Raw genomic sequence first — 19,420 nt, 5'->3', positions numbered from 1 at the left:
ACCTTAACAACACAATCTGTTTTAAATTCTAAACTATATTTTGATTGTCCCATAAAAAATGCCCCTAAAAAGTGTCTAACTTTTTGGGGGCAGTCTAAACTAGAGGTGTTTTTTTTATATCATATTATAACCAGCCTTTTTTTCCATACACATAAGTATCATCAAACTGTTTATCACTCATAAACAAGTATAGGATACCTTCTATAAACGGGATAATAGAAGCAGCTCCTAAGGTAACAATATTCAGGACGAGCTGAATAACACCTTCTTTGGTATAACCCAGGTAAAATTTATTGAGAGCCAGCCACCCTACCAGAATACCTAATATGGCCGCTGGAAGTTTCTTTTCCGAACGATAGGGAATATTGTTCTGCTGATTTTGTGTATTTTCTGTTTTTGTATAGCCGTAATTTTCCATTTCCTAATGTTTTTAAATGATTGATTTTTTTCAATATAAGTAGTTTGAAGTTATAAAAAGTTACAGTGCTATGAAAGTAAATAAGTTTATATTGCTATAAAGGGAGTTTATATTTTTGATATATTTGCCCTATGATTTTACGAGGAGAAAACTTAATCAAAGAATACGGTCCTAAAAAAGTTGTAAAAGGCGTTTCTGTACAGGTTCAACAGGGAGAAATTGTTGGTTTGCTGGGTCCGAACGGAGCAGGAAAAACCACTTCGTTTTATATGATTGTAGGGTTGGTTAAGCCTACTTCAGGAAAGATTTTTCTTGATAAACAGGAGATCACCACTGATGCGATGTATCGCAGAGCTCAGAAAGGAATCGGATATCTGGCTCAGGAAGCTTCCGTTTTCAGAAAACTTTCCGTGGAAGAAAACATTATGGGAGTACTGCAGCTGACCAAACTTTCAAAACGTGAACAGCAAATCAAATGTGATGAGCTGATCGAAGAATTTTCTTTACAACACGTTCGTAAAAACAGAGGGGACCTTCTTTCCGGAGGAGAAAGACGTAGAACGGAAATTGCCCGTTGTCTTGCTACCAGCCCGAATTTCATTCTTTTGGATGAGCCTTTCGCCGGGGTTGACCCGATTGCGGTAGAAGATATTCAGAAAATTGTAAGAAGCTTAGTTGATAAAAATATCGGAATTTTAATTACCGACCACAACGTACAGCAAACGCTGGCTATTACCAACAAAACTTATATCATGTTTGAAGGTAAAATTCTTAAGGAAGGACTTCCTGAAGATCTTGCCAATGATCCACAGGTAAGAGAAGCATACCTTGGAGAAAACTTCGTTTATCAGAGTATTTTAGACAAACCGAAAAAGAAAAAATATGCCTACAATATCTGGGCAGGAAATTTTGATTCAAAAAACCATTTCCAGGGATTTGTAGATGAAAACTTTAAACAGTTTGATGACCTTAGACTGATGTATGGTTTTGAAGATATCAGCTTTGCTTCATTGGCCAATTCTGAGATTGAGCATATCTTTAATGAAGTGGTGGATAAAAATGCAAACAACTCATTTGTTTTCCAGAAAAAAGAAATCAACAGCCAATATTCCTTAGAACAGGCAGAAGCAGCATCTAAAGAGGCGAGTCAATCAGAACTTCACTATCTGACGACGTATATGTATGAAGGATAAAATCGGGGATTTTGTTGAAAATATAAAAATTGGAAGCAAAGACTTTCCGGATCATGAATATGGGATTCTAACAGATTAAAAAAAACATGAATTTTCAAAGATAATCCGCTGGGATATTCCTGATCAAAAAGATTTTGGGGATTGGTGCGGAGTGTGGGAGAATTTTGTTGAAACTGTCTGAAAAATAGCTGATAACAGTGATCAGTTTAAATATAGTAATGATTAATATTGAGGAAAATAATATTCGTAAAGTCTATGAAGTGTCTTATTTTCATATTTCCTCTTATCTTTTCAATAAAAACAAATGCCCAAACCATAGTTTCTATTAAGAAGCCCGTGGTGAATCCTGTTTTATCCGTTTACGATGCACCCAATCTGGAAGCTAATGTTTATCTTATTAATAAAGATTATATTGTCTTTCAGGGAAACGAAGGGATAAGACACGTAACGAGCGCAGATACGAAATCCTTTTCTGTACATAAAGTTTATGACGAAATGGCCAGAAATAAAGATGGAATTTTTGTAGAAGGAAATTTTGTAAAAACAGATACATTAGGTTTTAAATATATAGGGACAACTGATAATGGCCATCTCTGGAAGACCAAAACTAAGATTTATAAAAACCTTACCGAGCTTACTGACCTTACCGCTTCAGAGTTTATTTCGCTGAAAGATTCAAAAGGAAATTATTCCAGTTACCAATACTATCAATACAAGGATCAGGTCTATTACTATGATAAACTGGTCAAAGATATAGATGTCAATACTATTGTTTTTCTTGACTGGGAATTGTGTTATGACAAAAATGGATTTTATGACAGGGGTGAAAAAGTATTTTTTGAAGGAACTCCTGTAACTTATCTTACTCCGTATTTACAGAAAGCAAAAAATCACGTCCTTAATAGGGAAAATATTCTTTCCGGAAGTGATGCTGATTCCTTTATTAAACTGCATGGAGATTATGCCAAAGATAAAAACCTGGCCTATCATGGTTCTTCTATTGTAAGGGGTGCAGATGCTGCTTCGTTTGTTTCTGTAAATGAACATTTTGCTAAAGATAAAAATCATGTTTACAGTGACAGCAATGCAGTGCCTGATGCAGATCCTAATACATTTGTTTTACTGGATAAATTCTATTTTAGAGATAAGAATCATGTTTATTATCAGGATCAAATATTACCCATTGATATAGCAGATGCCGGAAAATTGAAAATATGGAACACAGATTATGTCTATACATTTATCATGGATGGTAAAAAAGTCTTTTTAGCAGAAACTTTATTAGACAAACCAAAATTTGATGCCCCAAGCTTTGGAGTTATCGCTGATCAGGCACTGTGTTATGATAAAAACGGGATATACATTAGTTCCTATGATGCTAAGACCAATGAGGTTTTATATAAAAAGATTCCTTTCAATTATTCAGGTGCAGTAGACCGTAAAGATATCATCGAAATTCCGGGATATATTTTTTATAAAGATCAGGCATATTCAGATCATAATAATGCCAGTGTTTTTAATTATGTAACTCAGGAACATATTGATATTCTGAAAAACAAGAATAAAGATCTGATAAAAATTAATGGTTCCGTTCAGTTCAGAACCAATTACGATTTTCTATTGGGAAAAGTGGGTAATAATGTCTACTGGAATGATAAAAAAACTTCTGCAGATGCAGAAACATTTGAAAATATTAAAGATACCTATTATAAAGATAAAAACAACGTGTATTTTTATTCTTATAATACAGGATTAACTACTCTCAAAGGAATAGATCCAGGTTCTGTAAGGGTATTTAATACCTTCCTTGCGGATAAAGATTATATTTATACAAAAACCCACAGAATCATTAAGAGCAAAAATATAGAACTTCTTGCTGCATATGAGGGCTCATGGCCGATGTGTGCAGTAGGAAATCCTGTTTCATCTACTTATTACGTATTTAAAAATGCTGAAGGCTATTGGCTGGCATTGATTTCCGATAAAAGTGTTGAAATCAATGAAATACCTGCATCTGATCCCAATCTTAAACAACTTTTAGAAATCAGATAAATCTTAGAATAACAAAGAATTATTTGCTGTAAATCATAATAAAACGTACCTTTTCTCTTGAAACGGTACGTTTTTCAGTTTAAATAATTCCTATGGCAAAACCTTTTAACAGAACAGTTACTTTATTCGGGATCTATAAACAGCTGGTTCCATTTATCAGGCCTTACCGTCCCATGATTTATGGCACATTATTTCTTACTTTTTTGGGAGCTCTGGCAGCACAGGTGAACCCAATCGTACTGAAATATACAGTGGATGAGGTGACCAAGCTTACCCATCTTCCACATCCCATGACAGAAGGTATCCATATCCTGATCATTATCTCCATTATTTTGTTGGGAAAGGAATTGTTGAATATTTTTATCAATTTCGGACAGAAGTTTTACGGGGAAAAGATCAGAATTAATGTAAGTTCTGTTCTCGCCCAGTCAGCTATAGATAAAATTTTGACCTATAAAGTTGCTTATTTTAATGATGAAAACCATGATTCCGGAAAATTACAGATCAGAATCGACCGCGGTATTGAAAGTTTAACAAAGCTGGTCCAGAATTTTTTCATAGATATTTTACCGCTTTTTTCCAATGCGATTATCGCTTTGATTATAATGTACATGCAGAATGTCTATGTGGGAATGGTTTCTACGATCATTGTTCCCATTTATTTTTATATAAGCTCCCTACAGGCGAAAAAGCTGGGTGGAGTGCGTCGCCAGCTCAGAAACCAGAGAGAAAAGAAAACTTCAGGACTTTTGAATCTGATTAATTCCATTATGGTGATCAAAAGTTTTGTCCGTGAAAAATTTGAAGGTAAAAAGCAGTATGATCTGCAGATGCAGCTCATGGAAAGCCAGATGTTTACCAGAAAGATCAACTTTATTTATGATGGGCTGAAAACCTTTATTGAACAGTTCGGAGTCGTTCTTATTATTCTTTTAACGGTTTATCTTGTGCTGGATCAGCAGATGACTATCGGGGCTATTATGCTTCATATTATGCTTTTTAATAATGTTTCAGCACCTATCCGTCAACTGCACAGGATTTATGATGATATGAATGACGCCATGATCTATGCCGAAGGATATTTTGATATTCTTAATGCAGATCATGAAGCTGAACCTAACGGAACTTTTGTAGAAAAACAGATCAAGGGCGTTTTTGAATTGAAAAATGTTGATTTTACCTATCCCAATGGGACAAAAGCTTTGCATAATGTATCCATGAAAATTGAGAATGGAAAAACAACCGCTTTGGTTGGGTTAAGTGGGGCAGGGAAATCTACGGTGATTAATCTTTTGTGTAAATTTTACCTCCCGGATTCCGGGGAAATCCTGTTGGATGATATCAACCTTAATGAATTTGATAATACTTTTCTGAGAAGTGATCTCGGATTAGTTCTTCAGAAAAATCATATCTTCCAGGGAAGTATTGAAGACAATATCCGCTATGGAGATATGAATGCTGATCTTAAAGAAATTCAGGAAGCTGCAAAAAAGGCTTACCTGCATGAGCAGATTATGGATCTCCCTGACCAGTATAATCATGATGCCACTCAGCTTTCAGGAGGACAGCAGCAGAGAATTGCTATTGCCCGATTATTTCTTAAAAATCCACCTATCATTTTTCTGGATGAGCCTACAGCAAGTTTGGATGCAATAGCCACAGAGCAGATCAAGAATTCCTTAGATGCCATAAAAGAAGGCAGAACGGTGATTATTATTTCGCATTCTTTATCCCAGATTTTAGATTCAGATACCATTTATGTGATGAAAAAGGGCAGGGTGGTCGAAAACGGGACTCATGATGAACTTTATAGTAAAGATGGTACCTATCGTGAGATTTTTGATGCTTCAGCACGGAGTTTAAACCTGGATAAACTGGTGAATACTTATAAAGAAAACTAAATAAAAAAACTCAGCCGGATAGCTGAGTTTTTTTATTCAATACCCATTTTTCAATGGGCTTTTTCAGGAACCTGATAAGTGCCCACCTCTGCACCAAAAGCAATATTGATTCTATTGTAACTGTTGATAGCGATGACGGCCATTGTTAAATCCACTATTTCCGTTTCAGAAAAATAATGACTTACTTGTGAATATACGTCATCAGGAACTTCTTTACCCTGTAAAGCTGTTAAAGACTCAGCCCAGAGTAGTCCTGCTTTCTCTTTTTCTGTATAAAATGAACATTCTCTCCAGGCACTTACCAGAAATATTCTCTGTTCGGTTTCACCCTTTGCTCTTAATTCTTTGGAATGCATATCCAGGCAAAAAGCACATCCGTTCATTTGAGATACCCTGAAATAAAGGAGTTCTAAAAACGTATTGTCTAATGATGAGTTTTGTACCTGAAATCCCATGTTGTGAAGTGCATTTATCGCTTTGTTTCCCATTGCAAATGCGTTGATTCTTTGTGACATACTATTTGTTTTTTGATTAATGATGTGACAAATGTAGAACGGAAATTTTCGGAATTTTTTTACAAATGATAAATAACGTAATAAAAAAAGAGGATAGGGACGTGATCAGAATAAAGGCAGACAGAAAACAATAGATTTTCAAATATTGTTATCTATTTCTGCGCTCTGATCCTGCTTAAAGAAACCTGGGTAATGCCAATATAATCTGCCATATCTCCAAGACTGATGCGCTGAATAAGATCAGGTCTCTGTCTGAGAAAATTGTGATACCGCTTTTTGCCGTCGTCCTCTAGCATTTCACTGATTCTTCCCATCATATTCACCGGAGCTTTGGAATATAATTTACTGAACAGTGTTTCAGCACTGTGGTATTTTTTACACAGTTTCTCAATGATGTCCTTATGTATGCGGAGAACCTCAGTCTGTTCTACAGCTACAATCATATACTTTGAAGGCTGGCTGGTGAGAAAGCCGCTTAATTCTGCAAAAAAAGCATTCTCTGCAAAAAAGGTCATGATAAAATCTTTGTCACCATTGTCAAAAAATAATTTGACAAGCCCTTTTTCTATAAAATAAAAATACCTGCAGGTTTCATCCGCTTTTAACAGAAAATCCCCTTTTCTATATGTTTTGGATTCTAAACCGGAAACAAGTCCGTTCATCACTTCCTCTTCTGGTTTTAAGATCTTCTCAATGGTCTGGATAAACTGGGTATGGGGCATAAGAATAGTCTGTTTGAAAAAAATAAAATTAGTAAAAAAGCTCTTATATTTTATGGGATACCTCAAAAAAGAATTTTAGCTTTGTTGAAGCAATATGAACGACCATTATCTTAAAAAATTAGATCGGGTAACCGCTATTCTCACCCAGCTTCAGTCTAAACCTATTGTCAGGGCACAGGATCTGGCGGTGAAATTTGATGTCAGCATCAGAACAATTTACCGTGATGTAAAGACGCTGGAAAATGCAGGTATTCCTATTATAGGAGAGGCCGGAAACGGATATTCCCTGATGGACGGTTACAAGCTTCCGCCTGTGATGTTTACCAAAGAAGAGGTGCTGAGCTTTATTACTGCAGAGAAACTCATGCAGAAATTTTCTCATCAGAGCTTAGGAAACCACTATCAGAAAGCAATGGAGAAAGTACGTTCCGTACTGAGGCATTCGGATAAGAGCTTGATTCAGAATATTGAAAAACAGATTGATGTTTTTAATTTTCATGCCCACCCGGAAGATTCTCTTAAAAATGTTATTCCTATTATTTTAGAAAGTATTGCAGAGAAAACTCAGCTCGTTATAGAGTATAAAACGGTGGATTCTACGGTGAGTAAAAGAACAATTGAAACTGTTGGAGTCTTCTTTGAATTCAATTTCTGGTATATCATGGCATTCTGTACCTTGAGAAAAGATTTCAGGCAGTTTAGGGTAGATAGGATTTTGCAGATTTCCAAAACAGAAACTCCTTTTTTACAGGAGTACGGACAGGTGAATGATTACCGTAAAAGATCGAATGTAAATAAATCTATTGCAAAACTATTAGTAGATAAAAAAATAATGTCCCATCTGGTCAATTCAAAAAAATATTATGGACTGATTAATGAAGTGGAAACTGACAACGGTGTGGAGCTGACTTTTGAAACAGAATGGATCAATGATGGCTTCCCCCGATGGTTAATTACTTTTGCCGATTACGCTACTGTTTTAGAACCTGAAAGTCTTCGGATAAGGCTCAATGAATTGCTGATAAAAATGATGGAAAGACATCAATAAACCTCAACATGACTGCTGAGGTTTAATATAGGCAAAAAGATGAAATGGTTATAAAATGAAATTGAGAATGTTATTAAAAATAAAATAGCCTTCCTGGTGTATTAAAATCTCTCCCAGAAGAAAGGTGGTTCAATTCCCAAAGCTCTCAGGTAAACGTATCCCTGGCCACGGTGGTGAATTTCATTGTCCACAAAATAAAGAACATTCTCATATACCGGGAATTCATACTGTCCGAATAAATTGAAAGTTTCCTGGAAACGCTCTTCTGAAATCTGACCGAAATAGTGATTGATTACTTCTGTTTCTTCATCCCATTTCTTTAAGATATCTTCTTTAGTTTTTGGAATAAAGCCCTCCTCATTATAAGCTTCCGTATTTTTTTCAACAATTCCTTTTAAAGCAACTCCGCCAATACTGATCAGCTCTACTGCCAGTTTTGCGAAAGGTCTCATACCCCCTATTGAAAATTCAAATAATTCTTTTTCAGGAAAGGCTTCAATAACTCTTCTTGTAAGATTTCTATGCCCTTGCCAGTGCTTTAATAATTGTTCAGTTGTCATAAATTGTTTTGTGGCTGTTGTTGTAGTTGTCATAATTGTATGGTTTTTGTTTGTTATTGTTGAAACAAAGGTAAGACCGGGTTATGACAACAGTTTGTCAGTAGGATTTTTTGATCCTGAAAAATATTTTATTCCTTTGTTAAAATATCTTGACCTACTTTTCCGTTAAAGGAAAAGTATAGTAATAAAAAAAGAAATTGATCATTAGAATTATGAAGAAGTATATTTTGCCAGTTATTACTGTTCTTTCATTAGTTTCATGTAATAAAATTGAAGAAAAAATAGACCAGACCGTCCAAAAAACAACGGAAACGGTACAGCAAAAAGCCCAGCAGGCAGTAGAGGAAACAGTCAAAAAAACAGTCAGCGAATCTATCAACTCATTCACAAACTCTCAGGATGTTAAGTTCAGTGAAGTTTTTCCGAATGCCGGAGCCGGTATAGTTTCAGAAGAAAAAGGAAAGAAGTTCAAATTTCCCAATGGTACTGAAGGCTATATTTTTAAATATAAAGCAGATATCGCTGCCTTATTACCTCTTTTGGAAGGGCAGCCTACAAGGGATGAAAGTAAGTCAGATAAAACATCCCGCAAAATTGATGGACAAAGCCTTATTGATAAAATAAGTTTTATTTCGAAATTTCTTCCTGAAAATACCTTTGATACAGGTTTTTTAGAAGATATTAAGAATGACAAAAGTATAGAATATTATAAGTTAAAAAGATTCCCAAACAGTAGTACTATTATCTACAACCCAAAAAATCAGACCATAATACAATATGTAGAGGTAAATAAATAATTTGGATTGGCCGGCTTTTGCCGGCCATTTTTATGGTCATTGAGAGCCATAGCTGATGCCATTTTAATCTATTTAAATTGATTATCAAAAAAAAGAATAAAATTATGTTTATTTGCAATTTTAGTTAATTATTTTTTATATGGAATAGGAAATTGTTACTGTATTTCTTTTTTAGATTATTAATAAGCAATTTTATACTTTTTAAATTATTTCTTGTTTTTGCAAATCAGTAATATTTTATTGATTATTGAATATAATTCTTATTATTTATTTTATTTTTATGTTTAGTATTTAATTTTTTTATAAATTTATTTAATTATTAATACTTGACATGAAAAAGAAAATCTTTAAAAAGAAAATCTATGCATTAGTTTTAAGCGGAGCCGGTACTATGGCATATGCTCAGGAAACTGTAAAAGAAAACAATATAGATGAAGTTGTGGTTACTACGGGGAGAACTAAGCCCAGAACCATAATTACCTCTGCAATTCCTATCGATAATATTTCAGCTGTGCAGCTAAAATCTACAGGGCAGGTTACCTTTGATAAAGCTTTGACGTATGCTGTACCCTCTTTTAATTCATCACAGCAAACCGTTTCTGATGCAACAGCTCATTTTGATCCTGCAGATTTAAGAGGATTAGGACCTTCCAGAACATTAGTTTTGGTGAATGGGAAAAGAAAAAATCAAAGTGCTTTAATTTATGTAAATGATACACCGGGAAAAGGTGAGGTAGGTACGGATCTGAAAAGTATTCCATCTGCCGCTTTACAGAATGTAGAGGTATTGAGAGATGGAGCATCTGCACAATATGGTTCTGATGCTATTGCAGGAGTAATTAATATTATTCTTAAGAACAGCGTTGGAAAAAGTACAGTCAATCTTTTTTCAGGTATTACTTCAGAGGGAGACGGCTTTAATATCGGAGCAGATTTTAATACAGGAATCCGAGTTGCAAAAAATGGAAGTTTGAACCTTACATTGGGGTATTCTTCCCAAAATAAAACTAACCGTGCAGGATCTACTACAAAAGATGAACTTTTTGGGGTAGAGAATGCCTGGACGCAAGCCAATCCGGGATTAGGAATGACTATAGGACAGCCAGAGACAAAAGTTGCCAATATGTTTGTAAATTTTGAATTGCCAACAGGTGAAACGGGTAAATTCTATGCTTTTGGAGGAACAACTTACAGGAATGGGACAAGCTATGGTTTGTATAGAACGCCCTATTGGGTAACTTCAGATTTTGGTTTATTAACTCCAAAAGGACAGCCTTATAATGGATTTCAACCAGAATTTAAAACAGATGTTTATGATTATAACTTAACCTCCGGGTGGAAAGGCATGTTTGGAAAATGGAGTTTTGATGGGAGTGCAACCTTTGGCTCTAATGCAGTAGATTATGTTGTAGGAAATACCATTAATACATCTTTGGGTGCCAATTCACCAACCCGTTTTAAAGCAGGTGGTCATCAGTTTAGTAATATTATAGGAAACATAGATATCAACCGAAATTTTGGTACGTTTGTTTTAGGAGCTGGTGTTGAAGTACGCAATGAAAACTATCAGGCAAAGGCAGGAGAGGAAGCATCCTATATAGGAACTGGTGCAGAATCATTTCCAGGGTTGCAGCCTCAGAATGAAGTCAATAAAAATCGTCAGAATATTGGCGCTTATGTGAATGCTGAATGGGATATTACAAGAAACTTATTACTTGGAGGAACTGTGAGGTATGAAAACTTTAGTGATTTTGGAAATAACGTTTCCTGGAAAGGAAATGCAAGGTATAAGCTGTTAGATGATAAATTAGTTTTCCGTGGGTCTGTTTCTACAGGATTCCGTGCGCCTTCATTACACCAAATTTATTATTCTAATGTTCAAACCAAAATTACAGGGAATACTGTAGCTAATCAGGGTACTTTTAATAATGACTCTCAAATTGTAAGATCAGATCTTGGGGTACCGAAATTAAATGCTGAAAAAGCCTTTAACATTACTGGAGGATTTGCCGTGAAACCTTTTAAAAACCTTACTGTTACAGCAGATTATTATAGAATAAAAATTAAAGACAGAGTACTTTTCTCAGGAGATATTGGTTACAAAACGGGGGCTCCTGGTAATCCGGATACAACAAACCCTGTGGAAGTAATATTAGACAATAATAAAATAACCTCCTTGAAGTTTTTCACCAATGCTGTAAATACAGTTACTCAGGGAGTAGATTTTGTAGCTAATTACTATACTTCCGCCATTGGTAAAGGAAGATTGGGAATTATTGCTGCTTTCAATTATAACGAAACTAAAATAGTAGATAATATTGCTGTTCCACCTATTTTGGCTGAAAATGGGTACTCAGAAAACTTTTTTGATAGAAAAGAACAATCCAGAATTATCTCTGCAAGGCCAAAAACAAAAACTATTCTTAGTCTTTCGTATGACATTTCAAAGTTTAATTTTAACCTTAATAATACTTATTTTGGTTCTGTTACATGGCAGCATGCTACTGATCCTGCCAAAGATCAGACATTTTCAGGTAAGGTAGTTACAGACATAGTTTTAACATATAAAATCACTCAGGATCTTAAAATTTCCGGAGTCGTAAATAATTTATTTAATATTTATCCGGACGTAATAGATAGCAAAGGAGATATAGTAACAGATCTTGGAGGAAGGTTCAAATATCCTTGGGAGGTTAATCAGTTTGGATTTAACGGAACAACTTTTCAGCTCAATGTTAATTATACTTTTTAATCTATAAATAAAGGAATTGGAATTTGCTTTGTCTTGCTTAGCAAAGGACAAGCAATCTCAAAACATATAAAACCACGTATGCAAATATTAACTGACATTAGCTCCTAATGTCAGTTAATTATTTTTTCAGATAGAATAGGGATTTATTACTACGTTTTACTTTTCAAATTGTACAAAAAAAAGTATTTTAGTAGTATGAAAATTTATACCAAAACAGGAGATAAAGGCCAGACGGCACTTTATGGCGGAACAAGAGTTTCCAAAGCCAGTGCAAGGGTAGACAGTTATGGAAATATAGACGAATTGAATTCATTTATCGGAATTTCAAAAAGTCATATTGAAGATGAAGAAGTATTAAGACAACTGAAAAAAATACAGTTTGATTTGTTTACAGTAGGCTCAGAAGCCGCTACACCAGTAGATAAACTCATGTTGGCTAATGGAAAATCCCGCCTTCCCATCATTATTTCAGAAACAGAAATAGAAGAACTGGAACAATGGATGGATGCTTTCGATGAAAAACTGGAACCGCTTCAGTATTTTATCCTTCCCGATGGTGGAAAATCAGCTACTTTTTTGCATGCTGCAAGAACCATCTGCAGAAGAGCAGAACGGTCATTGGTATTTTTGAATGAATCGGAAGAAGTACGTCCTGAATTAATTAAGTATTTAAACAGACTATCCGATTACCTTTTTGTATTGGCAAGGTATGTTTCAAAACTGAACAACGAACCGGAAGAATACTGGAACCCGAATGAGAGATAAAGTATTGCTTTTCATCAACGGAGATGCTCCGAAATCTTTACCCAATCCTGAAAATTATGGTTTAATTGCCTGCACAGACGGGGCTTTTCACTATCTTAAAAGAATGGGCTTCCCTCTGGACAAGCTGGATTTTATTTCCGGTGATTTTGATTCGCATTCCGGATCAGATGAAGATATGTATCAGGAGAAATTTATACTTACACTGGATCAGGATAAAACAGATTTTCATAAGGCTTTGGAAATCATTATAGAAAAAGGTTTCTCTGATATAGATGTTTTTGGGGGAAGCGGAGGAGAACAGGATCATTTTCTTGGAAACCTTAGCGTTGCCTATACATTTAAGGACCGTATGAGCCTCAGGTTCTATGATGAGTTTTCAGAATATTATTTTATTCCTAAAAATGTTACACTGAAAGGGGTGAAGAATAAGATGATTTCTCTGTATCCTTTTCCGTCAGCGGATAATATAACAACTAAAGGGCTGAACTGGCCTTTAACAAAGGGGAATTTAAGCATTACTACAAGAATAGGAACCCGGAATTTTGCCGTTGAAGAGGAAGTTTCAGTGGAATATGAATCAGGGGATCTGCTTATTTTTGTAGGGATTAATGAAATAGAATATCCCTCAATATATTAAAAATAATCTTTTACCGATAACTGATAACTATTAATGGAAACGGGCTTTGGCCCGTTTAACTGTAAATGACCATTCCAAAACTTTGGAATTTTAAGTTAAAAAAAAATTGTAACTTTTGTGGTGAAACAAAAGAAGTATTGAATAAGTTTATCAAAATATCACTGGTCAGTCTTTCATTATGCTGTATTTTCTCCTGTAAAACACAGCATAATGAGGCACCGGAGTATGGAAAAAATGAAACAGAGAAAGCGATCAGTATCAAAAAGGTGATTAACTTCCGAACGGTAGGAAATATTAAAAACACGGAAGGGCGTACCTTAAAACAAGGCTTTTTTTACAGAAGCGGGCATCTTCATAAGCTTAAAAAAAGCTCTTTTGACGAAATTCAAAATCTGGGAATAAAAGAAATTATTGACCTTAGAAATTCAAAAGAAATTGCCCAGAAACCGGATCATCTTCCATCAGAAATTAAGTACAAGAATTATTCGGCCTTTGAAGATCAGGGTGATCAGCTGGATCAGGCTAAAAAACTGGTGCTAAAAGGAAAAGTAAATGGTGCTGATGCAGATAAAAGGATGATAGATTTCTACCGGGAGTATGGCACAGAAAATCCGGAAACCATAAAGACCATTATTACCGAGATTCTGGAATCCAATGAACCTGTTCTCTACCACTGTACTGCCGGGAAAGACAGAACGGGGATTACTACAGCTCTGATCTTAACGATCTTGAAGTTTGATAAAGAGACTATTTATAATGAGTACCTTTTATCCAATAATTTTAGAAAAGATCTTGTGCAGAAAAGACTGAGGCTGGCCAATAGCCTTCATTTTATGTATCCAAAGATGGATGTGCAGGTTTTAGAAAAGCTGAGCTGGGTCGAAAAAAGGTATCTGGATGCAGCTTTTGGGGAGATCAATAAAAAGTATGGCTCTATGGATGCCTATATTCAGCAGGCCCTGGGAATTTCTGAAAGTAAAAGGAACGAATATATTCAAAAGTTTACGTATTGATTATCAGAGAGAAAAATATTTATGGGGTAAGATCATCTTATTATAGAAAATTATAATAAATTTAACACCCAAAAATCAAACTTTTTTAGCAATTTTGCATTTCTTAATTCACTTGTTTAGAAATGAAAATAAAGTACTCGGAACTTATTGATCAGACATTATATTTTCCTACAGAGGAGTTTAATGTTTCTGAGAACAATTTGTTGTTCCATGATGTCCCATTGATGGACGTTGTAGAACAATTTGGCACTCCGCTAAAGATTAGCTATCTGCCGAGAATTTCTCAAAATATCCAGAAAGCCAAGAGCTGGTTTAAAGAAGCTTTTGAAAAAACCGGATATAAAAAGAATTACACCTACTGTTACTGTACAAAATCCAGTCATTTTAATTTTGTATTGGAAGAAGCTCTTAAAAATGAAATTTCTATAGAAACTTCTTCTGCTTATGACATGGATATTGTAAAAGCTCTTTATGAAAAAGAGAAAGTAGATAAAAATATTGAAGTGATCTGTAATGGATTCAAAACCGATGATTATCTGACGAAGATTTCAGATATGATCAATAATGGTTTTGAAAATATTACTCCGATTCTGGATAACTACCGGGAGTTGGATAAACTTACGGAAAGTATAGATTCTACTTTTAATATAGGGATCAGAATAGCTTCGGAAGAAGAACCGAAGTTTGAATTTTATACTTCGAGATTAGGAATCGGATATAAAGATATCATTCCTTACTACAGTCAGAAAATCGCTGAACACCCGAATGCAAGATTGAAAATGCTTCACTTCTTCATTAATACGGGGATTAAAGATACTTCATACTACTGGAACGAATTGTATAAATGTCTTCGTGTATATGCACGTTTGAAGAAGATTGCTCCTGAAGTGGATTCCCTGAATATCGGAGGTGGTTTTCCTATTAAAACTTCTTTGAATTTTGATTATGATTACCAGTATATGGTAGAGGAAATTGTTTCTCAAATCAAAAAATTCTGTGAAGAAGAAGGAGTAGAAGAACCTAATATTTATACTGAATTCGGAAGCTTTACAGTTGGAGAAAGTGGAGCGAATCTTTATAAAATTATTTCCCAGAAACGTCAGAACGACAGAGAAAAGTGGAATATGATTGACTCTTCTTTCATGACTACACTTCCTGATACCTGGGCAATTTCAAGACACTTTATTATGCTTCCGCTTAACCGTTGGGAAGATTCTTACGAAAGAGTATTCTTAGGAGGGCTGACGTGTGATTCAGATGATTATTACAACTCTGAACAGCATACCAATGCGATTTATCTGCCGGTTTTCAGTGATATAAAACCTTTATACATTGGATTCTTCCATACCGGAGCTTATCAGGAGACTATCGGAGGTTACGGTGGAGTACACCACTGCCTTATGCCTCAGCCGAGACACGTCCTGATTCAGAAAGATGAGAACGGTGAGCTGCAGTATGAAATTTTCCGTGAAAAACAGGAACCTGAAGATGTATTGAAACTTCTTGGTTATAAATAGTTTTAGGATCAATAGGCTTTAGCCAAAACTTATACAAAACAAAAGCTCTCAAATTTTTGAGAGCTTTTTATTTTAAAAATATTTTGAAATTTTATCCAGTTCCAATTCTTCATAATCTGAAACTACAGTATCTGCTAATGTATAATCCTGATTTTTTGAATGTGGACTTCTGTAAGCAGCACAGAAGATTTTAGCCCGATGTGCCGCCAGTATTCCGTTGGTAGAATCTTCAATCACCATACAGTTTTCTACCGGTTCACCTGCCATTTCTCCGGCCAATAGAAAAACTTCAGGATGAGGTTTTGATTCTTTTAAATCTGCACCACTGATTTTTCCGCTGAAGTATTTTTCAAGTCCGAATTTATCAAAAACCATATTGATAGTCGTCATGGTTGCAGAAGAAGCCAATATCAGCTTTATACCGTTTTCATGATAATGCTCAATCAGTTTTCTTACTCCCGGAATTAAATCAAATTCATCATCGTTATAGAAATAATCCTTAAAATGAGATCTTTTGATCGCTGAAATAGCTTCATGCGTCTGGTTAAGATGATATTTCTGAATTAATGCTTCACAAACTCTTTTGGTAGAAGCTCCGGTAAAAGAAGTATATAAATCTTCGGAGACCAGAATTTCCAATTCATCAAAGGTTTTGAAATAAGCTTTTCTATGCAATGGTTCTGTATCTACAATAACTCCATCCATATCGAAAAGAACAGCTTTTAAAGACATATTCTAAGTTTTTCACAAAAATAGGAATTTGAGTTGAAAGAGGAAAGCTGAATAAGGCTGGAAGTCTGAAGAGGGAAGCTGGAAGTTATTGTAGCGTAAGTTTTACTGTAACTTTGATAAATGAATTGAAAAAAATTAATAAAATGGAATTCAATTTATTTTCTTGACCTTTATGACTTCCCACTTCCAGCCTCCAGCTTCCTGGCAAATATTTATGGCTCAGATTAACGGATAATTATCATTTACAAACTCTCCCAGCTCTTACTCTCCAACTCGTAAACTCTTCGTATCTTTGCCATCAATTACAACATTAAAATTTTTAAATAAAGCATGAGAACATACGCAGGAATTCCCGAAGAAAACGCAACGTTAGAGAATTCGAAAGTAATGTTGGTAACGGTTCCTTATGATGGAACTTCAACATGGGGAAAAGGAGCTGATAAAGGCCCTGAATTATTCTTAGACGCTTCTGAAAATATGGAGCTTTATGATATTGAAACAGGTACTGAACCTTACCTTGAAGGAGTATATTTGGCTGGAGAAGTTTCTGAGAATTCTAGTCCTGAAGCTATGACTGAAGCGGTTTACCAAAAAACAAAAGAGCTTTTGCAAAATGAAGGAAAAGTATTTACCCTTTTCGGTGGAGAACACTCTGTGTCTATCGGATCTATCCGTGCAGTAGGGGAGAAATATGAAAATTTAACTGTTCTTCAGTTGGATGCTCATACAGATTTACGTCCTGAATTCCATGGATCAACATCTAACCATGCTTGTGCTGTTTTTGAAGCTAACCAGAAACATAACCTAGTTCAGGTGGGAATCCGTTCTATGGATGCTGAGGAAGCTGAATACCTGCCTGAAGGAAGAGTATTCTTTGCTCATGAAATTGCCAACAATGAAAACTGGATCAATGATGTATTGGAAAAAGTATCAGGAAATGTGTATATCACTATTGACTTAGACGCTTTTGACCCTTCAATCGCGCCGTCAACAGGAACTCCTGAACCAGGTGGATTACAGTGGTATCCAACATTGGAATTATTAAGAAAAGTATTTGAAAAATGTAACGTAGTGGCCTTTGATATTGTAGAATTAATGGATTCTCCAATGGCCAAACCAACAGCTTTCTTGGCAGCTAAGTTATATTACAAGATGCTTGCTTATAACAATATTTATAACAACAACTAAATTCCGCAAGAATCGGATTTTTTCTGCCGTATATTCTTAGGAAATTTGTGAGGTAAAACAGAATAAAAATGTCCACACAAAATCAAATAGATTATAACAGAATTGCCAAAGCGATAGAATATATCCAGAGCAATTTCAGGCTTCAGCCAAGTTTGGAGGAAGTGGCAGAGAATATTCACTTGAGTCCGGCTCATTTTCAGAAGATCTTTACAGATTGGGCAGGAACAAGTCCGAAGAAATTTTTGCAGTTCATCAGTCTTGAACATGCTAAAAATTTATTGAAGGAAGAAAAGGCAAGTTTATTTGACACCGCATATGAAACAGGGCTTTCCAGTACCAGCAGACTTCATGATCTGTTTGTAAAAATAGAGGGAATGTCTCCTGCAGAGTATAAGAACGGAGGAAAAAGTCTTGTCATTAATTATAGCTTTTCAGAAAGCCCATTTGGAAATATAGGGGTTGCTTCCACAGAAAAGGGAATCTGCTATATGGCTTTTGAAAACGATAAAGAATCAGCATTAGGGAATTTGAAACATAAATTTCCTAATGCTTCTTTTTTTGAAAAGCAAGATGCACTTCAGAAGAATGCATTGTCCATATTCGATAAAGACTGGACAAAACTCAATACCATCAAACTTCACTTAAAAGGAACTGATTTTCAGCTTAAAGTTTGGGAAAGTTTATTGACTATTCCGATGGGGAAGCTATCTACGTATGGTACTTTGGCAGAAAAAATAGGAAACCCAAAAGCTTCCAGGGCGGTAGGAACTGCCATAGGAAGTAATCCGGTAGCATTTCTTATTCCTTGTCATCGTGTTATTCAGTCTACCGGACACCTTGGTGGGTACCGATGGGGCAGTGAGAGAAAACAGATGATTGTGGGCTGGGAAAGCTCACAGCTTTACTCTTAAGCGTTAACTTATTTACAAAAACATTACGTAATTTGTATTAACAAAAACAGAAATTAATGCTCAGCCTGTTCGACGAAACACCAGATTATCCTTTAAGCCTTCTTCCGTATGACGGAACGGTTCATTATTATGGAAAGGTCTTTTCAAAAGAAGAGTCTGATGTGTATTATGATTATCTGTTCAATCAGATTCCCTGGGAACACGATGAAGCGATGATCTTCGGCAAACTGATTCTCACCAAACGAAAAGTGGCCTGGTTTGGGGAAAAAGCTTTTGAATATACCTATTCAAAGAGAACAAAATATGCAAAATACTGGACCCCTGAGCTGCTGGAATTAAAAAAGAAGTGTGAAGAAGTGACAGGTGAAACGTACAATTCATGCCTGCTTAATTTATACCATGACGGAAGTGAGGGAATGGCTTATCACAGTGATGGGGAAACCGACCTTAAGAAGCATGGTGCTATTGCTTCTCTTACTTTTGGAGCGGAGAGAAAGTTTTTATTTAAACATAAAACAACAAAAGAAAAAGTAGAAATCTTCCTTGAACAGGGAAGTCTGCTGGTTATGAAAGGAACAACTCAGGATCACTGGCTTCACAGGCTTCCCCCAAGTACAAAAGTAAAAACCCCCAGGGTGAATCTTACCTTCAGAACCATTGAAAATTAAATGAAATCACACCTATTGATCAGATGCGTAA

General features: G+C 35.4%; 17 protein-coding genes and 1 pseudogene. 13 read left to right on the top strand and 5 right to left on the bottom strand.

The genetic code is table 11. The annotated features are described in order from the left end of the window. Window positions 1-124: 124 nt before the first annotated feature. Complete coding sequence (locus DRF57_RS12405) at window positions 125-418, bottom strand: TM2 domain-containing protein (protein ID WP_047488448.1); 294 nt, start codon at window positions 416-418, stop codon at window positions 125-127. Window positions 419-549: 131 nt separating this feature from the next. Between DRF57_RS12405 and lptB the strand changes: the two are divergent. From lptB to DRF57_RS12390, 3 genes and pseudogenes are all read left to right on the top strand, one after another. Beyond that, window positions 550-1,275, top strand: a pseudogene (gene lptB / locus DRF57_RS12400) (LPS export ABC transporter ATP-binding protein); the annotation flags it as partial. A gap of 591 nt (window positions 1,276-1,866) precedes the next feature. Then, window positions 1,867-3,663: a DKNYY domain-containing protein gene (locus DRF57_RS12395; RefSeq protein ID WP_115918803.1), complete on the top strand. Its 1,797-nt coding sequence runs from the start codon at window positions 1,867-1,869 to the stop codon at window positions 3,661-3,663. Window positions 3,664-3,836: 173 nt separating this feature from the next. Beyond that, on the top strand, window positions 3,837-5,564 hold the full coding sequence (locus DRF57_RS12390; RefSeq protein ID WP_084085864.1) for an ABC transporter ATP-binding protein: 1,728 nt from the start codon (window positions 3,837-3,839) through the stop codon (window positions 5,562-5,564). A gap of 50 nt (window positions 5,565-5,614) precedes the next feature. On the opposite strand, the gene DRF57_RS12385 is transcribed toward DRF57_RS12390, so the two are convergent. Together DRF57_RS12385 and DRF57_RS12380 are read right to left on the bottom strand one after the other, a co-directional pair. Next, window positions 5,615-6,079, bottom strand: coding sequence for a carboxymuconolactone decarboxylase family protein (locus DRF57_RS12385; protein WP_115918801.1), 465 nt, complete (start codon window positions 6,077-6,079; stop codon window positions 5,615-5,617). A 152-nt stretch (window positions 6,080-6,231) separates the two neighbouring features. Continuing rightward, on the bottom strand, window positions 6,232-6,801 hold the full coding sequence (locus DRF57_RS12380; protein WP_047488460.1) for a Crp/Fnr family transcriptional regulator: 570 nt from the start codon (window positions 6,799-6,801) through the stop codon (window positions 6,232-6,234). A gap of 94 nt (window positions 6,802-6,895) precedes the next feature. Between DRF57_RS12380 and DRF57_RS12375 the strand changes: the two genes are divergently transcribed. Beyond that, window positions 6,896-7,849 (top strand): helix-turn-helix transcriptional regulator, encoded by a 954-nt coding sequence (locus DRF57_RS12375; protein ID WP_115918799.1) that lies wholly within the window; start codon window positions 6,896-6,898, stop codon window positions 7,847-7,849. Between the two features lie 101 nt (window positions 7,850-7,950). On the opposite strand, the gene DRF57_RS12370 is transcribed toward DRF57_RS12375, so the two are convergent. Then, window positions 7,951-8,442: a DinB family protein gene (locus DRF57_RS12370; RefSeq protein ID WP_115918797.1), complete on the bottom strand. Its 492-nt coding sequence runs from the start codon at window positions 8,440-8,442 to the stop codon at window positions 7,951-7,953. Between the two features lie 179 nt (window positions 8,443-8,621). Here DRF57_RS12370 and DRF57_RS12365 point away from each other — a divergent pair, with 179 nt between their 5' ends. From DRF57_RS12365 to DRF57_RS12340, 6 genes are all read left to right on the top strand, one after another. Then, window positions 8,622-9,206, top strand: a complete 585-nt coding sequence (locus DRF57_RS12365; RefSeq protein WP_115918795.1) for a hypothetical protein — start codon at window positions 8,622-8,624, stop codon at window positions 9,204-9,206. Window positions 9,207-9,537: 331 nt separating this feature from the next. Next, window positions 9,538-11,958, top strand: a complete 2,421-nt coding sequence (locus tag DRF57_RS12360; RefSeq protein ID WP_115918793.1) for a TonB-dependent receptor plug domain-containing protein — start codon at window positions 9,538-9,540, stop codon at window positions 11,956-11,958. A gap of 195 nt (window positions 11,959-12,153) precedes the next feature. Continuing rightward, the gene (locus DRF57_RS12355) at window positions 12,154-12,723 is read left to right on the top strand and encodes a cob(I)yrinic acid a,c-diamide adenosyltransferase (protein WP_115918791.1); all 570 of its coding nucleotides are present in this window, start codon (window positions 12,154-12,156) and stop codon (window positions 12,721-12,723) included. Further along, on the top strand, window positions 12,713-13,360 hold the full coding sequence (locus tag DRF57_RS12350) for a thiamine diphosphokinase (protein WP_115918789.1): 648 nt from the start codon (window positions 12,713-12,715) through the stop codon (window positions 13,358-13,360). Before DRF57_RS12355 ends, DRF57_RS12350 begins: the two co-directional genes overlap by 11 nt. Before the next feature lie 137 nt (window positions 13,361-13,497). After that, entirely contained in the window at window positions 13,498-14,373 is an 876-nt protein-coding gene (locus tag DRF57_RS12345) for a tyrosine-protein phosphatase (RefSeq protein WP_115918807.1), read from the top strand. Between the two features lie 122 nt (window positions 14,374-14,495). Next, complete coding sequence (locus tag DRF57_RS12340; protein ID WP_047488479.1) at window positions 14,496-15,890, top strand: type III PLP-dependent enzyme domain-containing protein; 1,395 nt, start codon at window positions 14,496-14,498, stop codon at window positions 15,888-15,890. A gap of 72 nt (window positions 15,891-15,962) precedes the next feature. On the opposite strand, the gene DRF57_RS12335 is transcribed toward DRF57_RS12340, so the two are convergent. Beyond that, a complete protein-coding gene (locus tag DRF57_RS12335; protein ID WP_047492005.1) occupies window positions 15,963-16,622 on the bottom strand; it encodes an HAD family hydrolase in 660 nt (219 codons plus the stop codon). A gap of 330 nt (window positions 16,623-16,952) precedes the next feature. Here DRF57_RS12335 and speB point away from each other — a divergent pair, with 330 nt between their 5' ends. The 3 genes from speB to DRF57_RS12320 all read left to right on the top strand — a co-directional run bounded on the left by speB (window position 16,953) and on the right by DRF57_RS12320 (window position 19,389). Further along, entirely contained in the window at window positions 16,953-17,810 is an 858-nt protein-coding gene (speB, locus tag DRF57_RS12330; RefSeq protein WP_047492008.1) for an agmatinase, read from the top strand. A 68-nt stretch (window positions 17,811-17,878) separates the two neighbouring features. Beyond that, window positions 17,879-18,721, top strand: coding sequence for a bifunctional helix-turn-helix domain-containing protein/methylated-DNA--[protein]-cysteine S-methyltransferase (locus tag DRF57_RS12325; RefSeq protein WP_047492011.1), 843 nt, complete (start codon window positions 17,879-17,881; stop codon window positions 18,719-18,721). A gap of 56 nt (window positions 18,722-18,777) precedes the next feature. Then, the gene (locus DRF57_RS12320; protein WP_115918787.1) at window positions 18,778-19,389 is read left to right on the top strand and encodes an alpha-ketoglutarate-dependent dioxygenase AlkB family protein; all 612 of its coding nucleotides are present in this window, start codon (window positions 18,778-18,780) and stop codon (window positions 19,387-19,389) included. The last annotated feature ends 31 nt before the right edge of the window (window positions 19,390-19,420 follow it).

Source organism: Chryseobacterium rhizosphaerae (assembly GCF_003385455.1).
In the GTDB taxonomy this organism is placed as follows: Bacteria; Bacteroidota; Bacteroidia; order Flavobacteriales; family Weeksellaceae; genus Chryseobacterium; species Chryseobacterium rhizosphaerae.
Note: the sequence above shows the minus strand (reverse complement) of the source record. Positions and strands in the feature narration are given on the sequence as shown.

Excerpts from the sequence above, each read along its gene's own strand:
- DRF57_RS12360 (WP_115918793.1), top strand. The coding sequence starts at position 9,538 with ATGAAAAAGAAAATCTTTAAAAAGAAAATCTATGCATTAGTTTTAAGC.
- DRF57_RS12350 (WP_115918789.1), top strand. The coding sequence starts at position 12,713 with ATGAGAGATAAAGTATTGCTTTTCATCAACGGAGATGCTCCGAAATCT.
- DRF57_RS12365 (WP_115918795.1), top strand. The coding sequence starts at position 8,622 with ATGAAGAAGTATATTTTGCCAGTTATTACTGTTCTTTCATTAGTTTCA.
- DRF57_RS12370 (WP_115918797.1), bottom strand. The coding sequence starts at position 8,442 with ATGACAACTACAACAACAGCCACAAAACAATTTATGACAACTGAACAA.
- DRF57_RS12320 (WP_115918787.1), top strand. The coding sequence starts at position 18,778 with ATGCTCAGCCTGTTCGACGAAACACCAGATTATCCTTTAAGCCTTCTT.
- speB (WP_047492008.1), top strand. The coding sequence starts at position 16,953 with ATGAGAACATACGCAGGAATTCCCGAAGAAAACGCAACGTTAGAGAAT.
- DRF57_RS12395 (WP_115918803.1), top strand. The coding sequence starts at position 1,867 with ATGAAGTGTCTTATTTTCATATTTCCTCTTATCTTTTCAATAAAAACA.
- DRF57_RS12355 (WP_115918791.1), top strand. The coding sequence starts at position 12,154 with ATGAAAATTTATACCAAAACAGGAGATAAAGGCCAGACGGCACTTTAT.
- DRF57_RS12325 (WP_047492011.1), top strand. The coding sequence starts at position 17,879 with ATGTCCACACAAAATCAAATAGATTATAACAGAATTGCCAAAGCGATA.
- DRF57_RS12375 (WP_115918799.1), top strand. The coding sequence starts at position 6,896 with ATGAACGACCATTATCTTAAAAAATTAGATCGGGTAACCGCTATTCTC.
- DRF57_RS12405 (WP_047488448.1), bottom strand. The coding sequence starts at position 418 with ATGGAAAATTACGGCTATACAAAAACAGAAAATACACAAAATCAGCAG.
- DRF57_RS12385 (WP_115918801.1), bottom strand. The coding sequence starts at position 6,079 with ATGTCACAAAGAATCAACGCATTTGCAATGGGAAACAAAGCGATAAAT.
- DRF57_RS12380 (WP_047488460.1), bottom strand. The coding sequence starts at position 6,801 with ATGCCCCATACCCAGTTTATCCAGACCATTGAGAAGATCTTAAAACCA.
- DRF57_RS12335 (WP_047492005.1), bottom strand. The coding sequence starts at position 16,622 with ATGTCTTTAAAAGCTGTTCTTTTCGATATGGATGGAGTTATTGTAGAT.
- DRF57_RS12340 (WP_047488479.1), top strand. The coding sequence starts at position 14,496 with ATGAAAATAAAGTACTCGGAACTTATTGATCAGACATTATATTTTCCT.
- DRF57_RS12390 (WP_084085864.1), top strand. The coding sequence starts at position 3,837 with ATGATTTATGGCACATTATTTCTTACTTTTTTGGGAGCTCTGGCAGCA.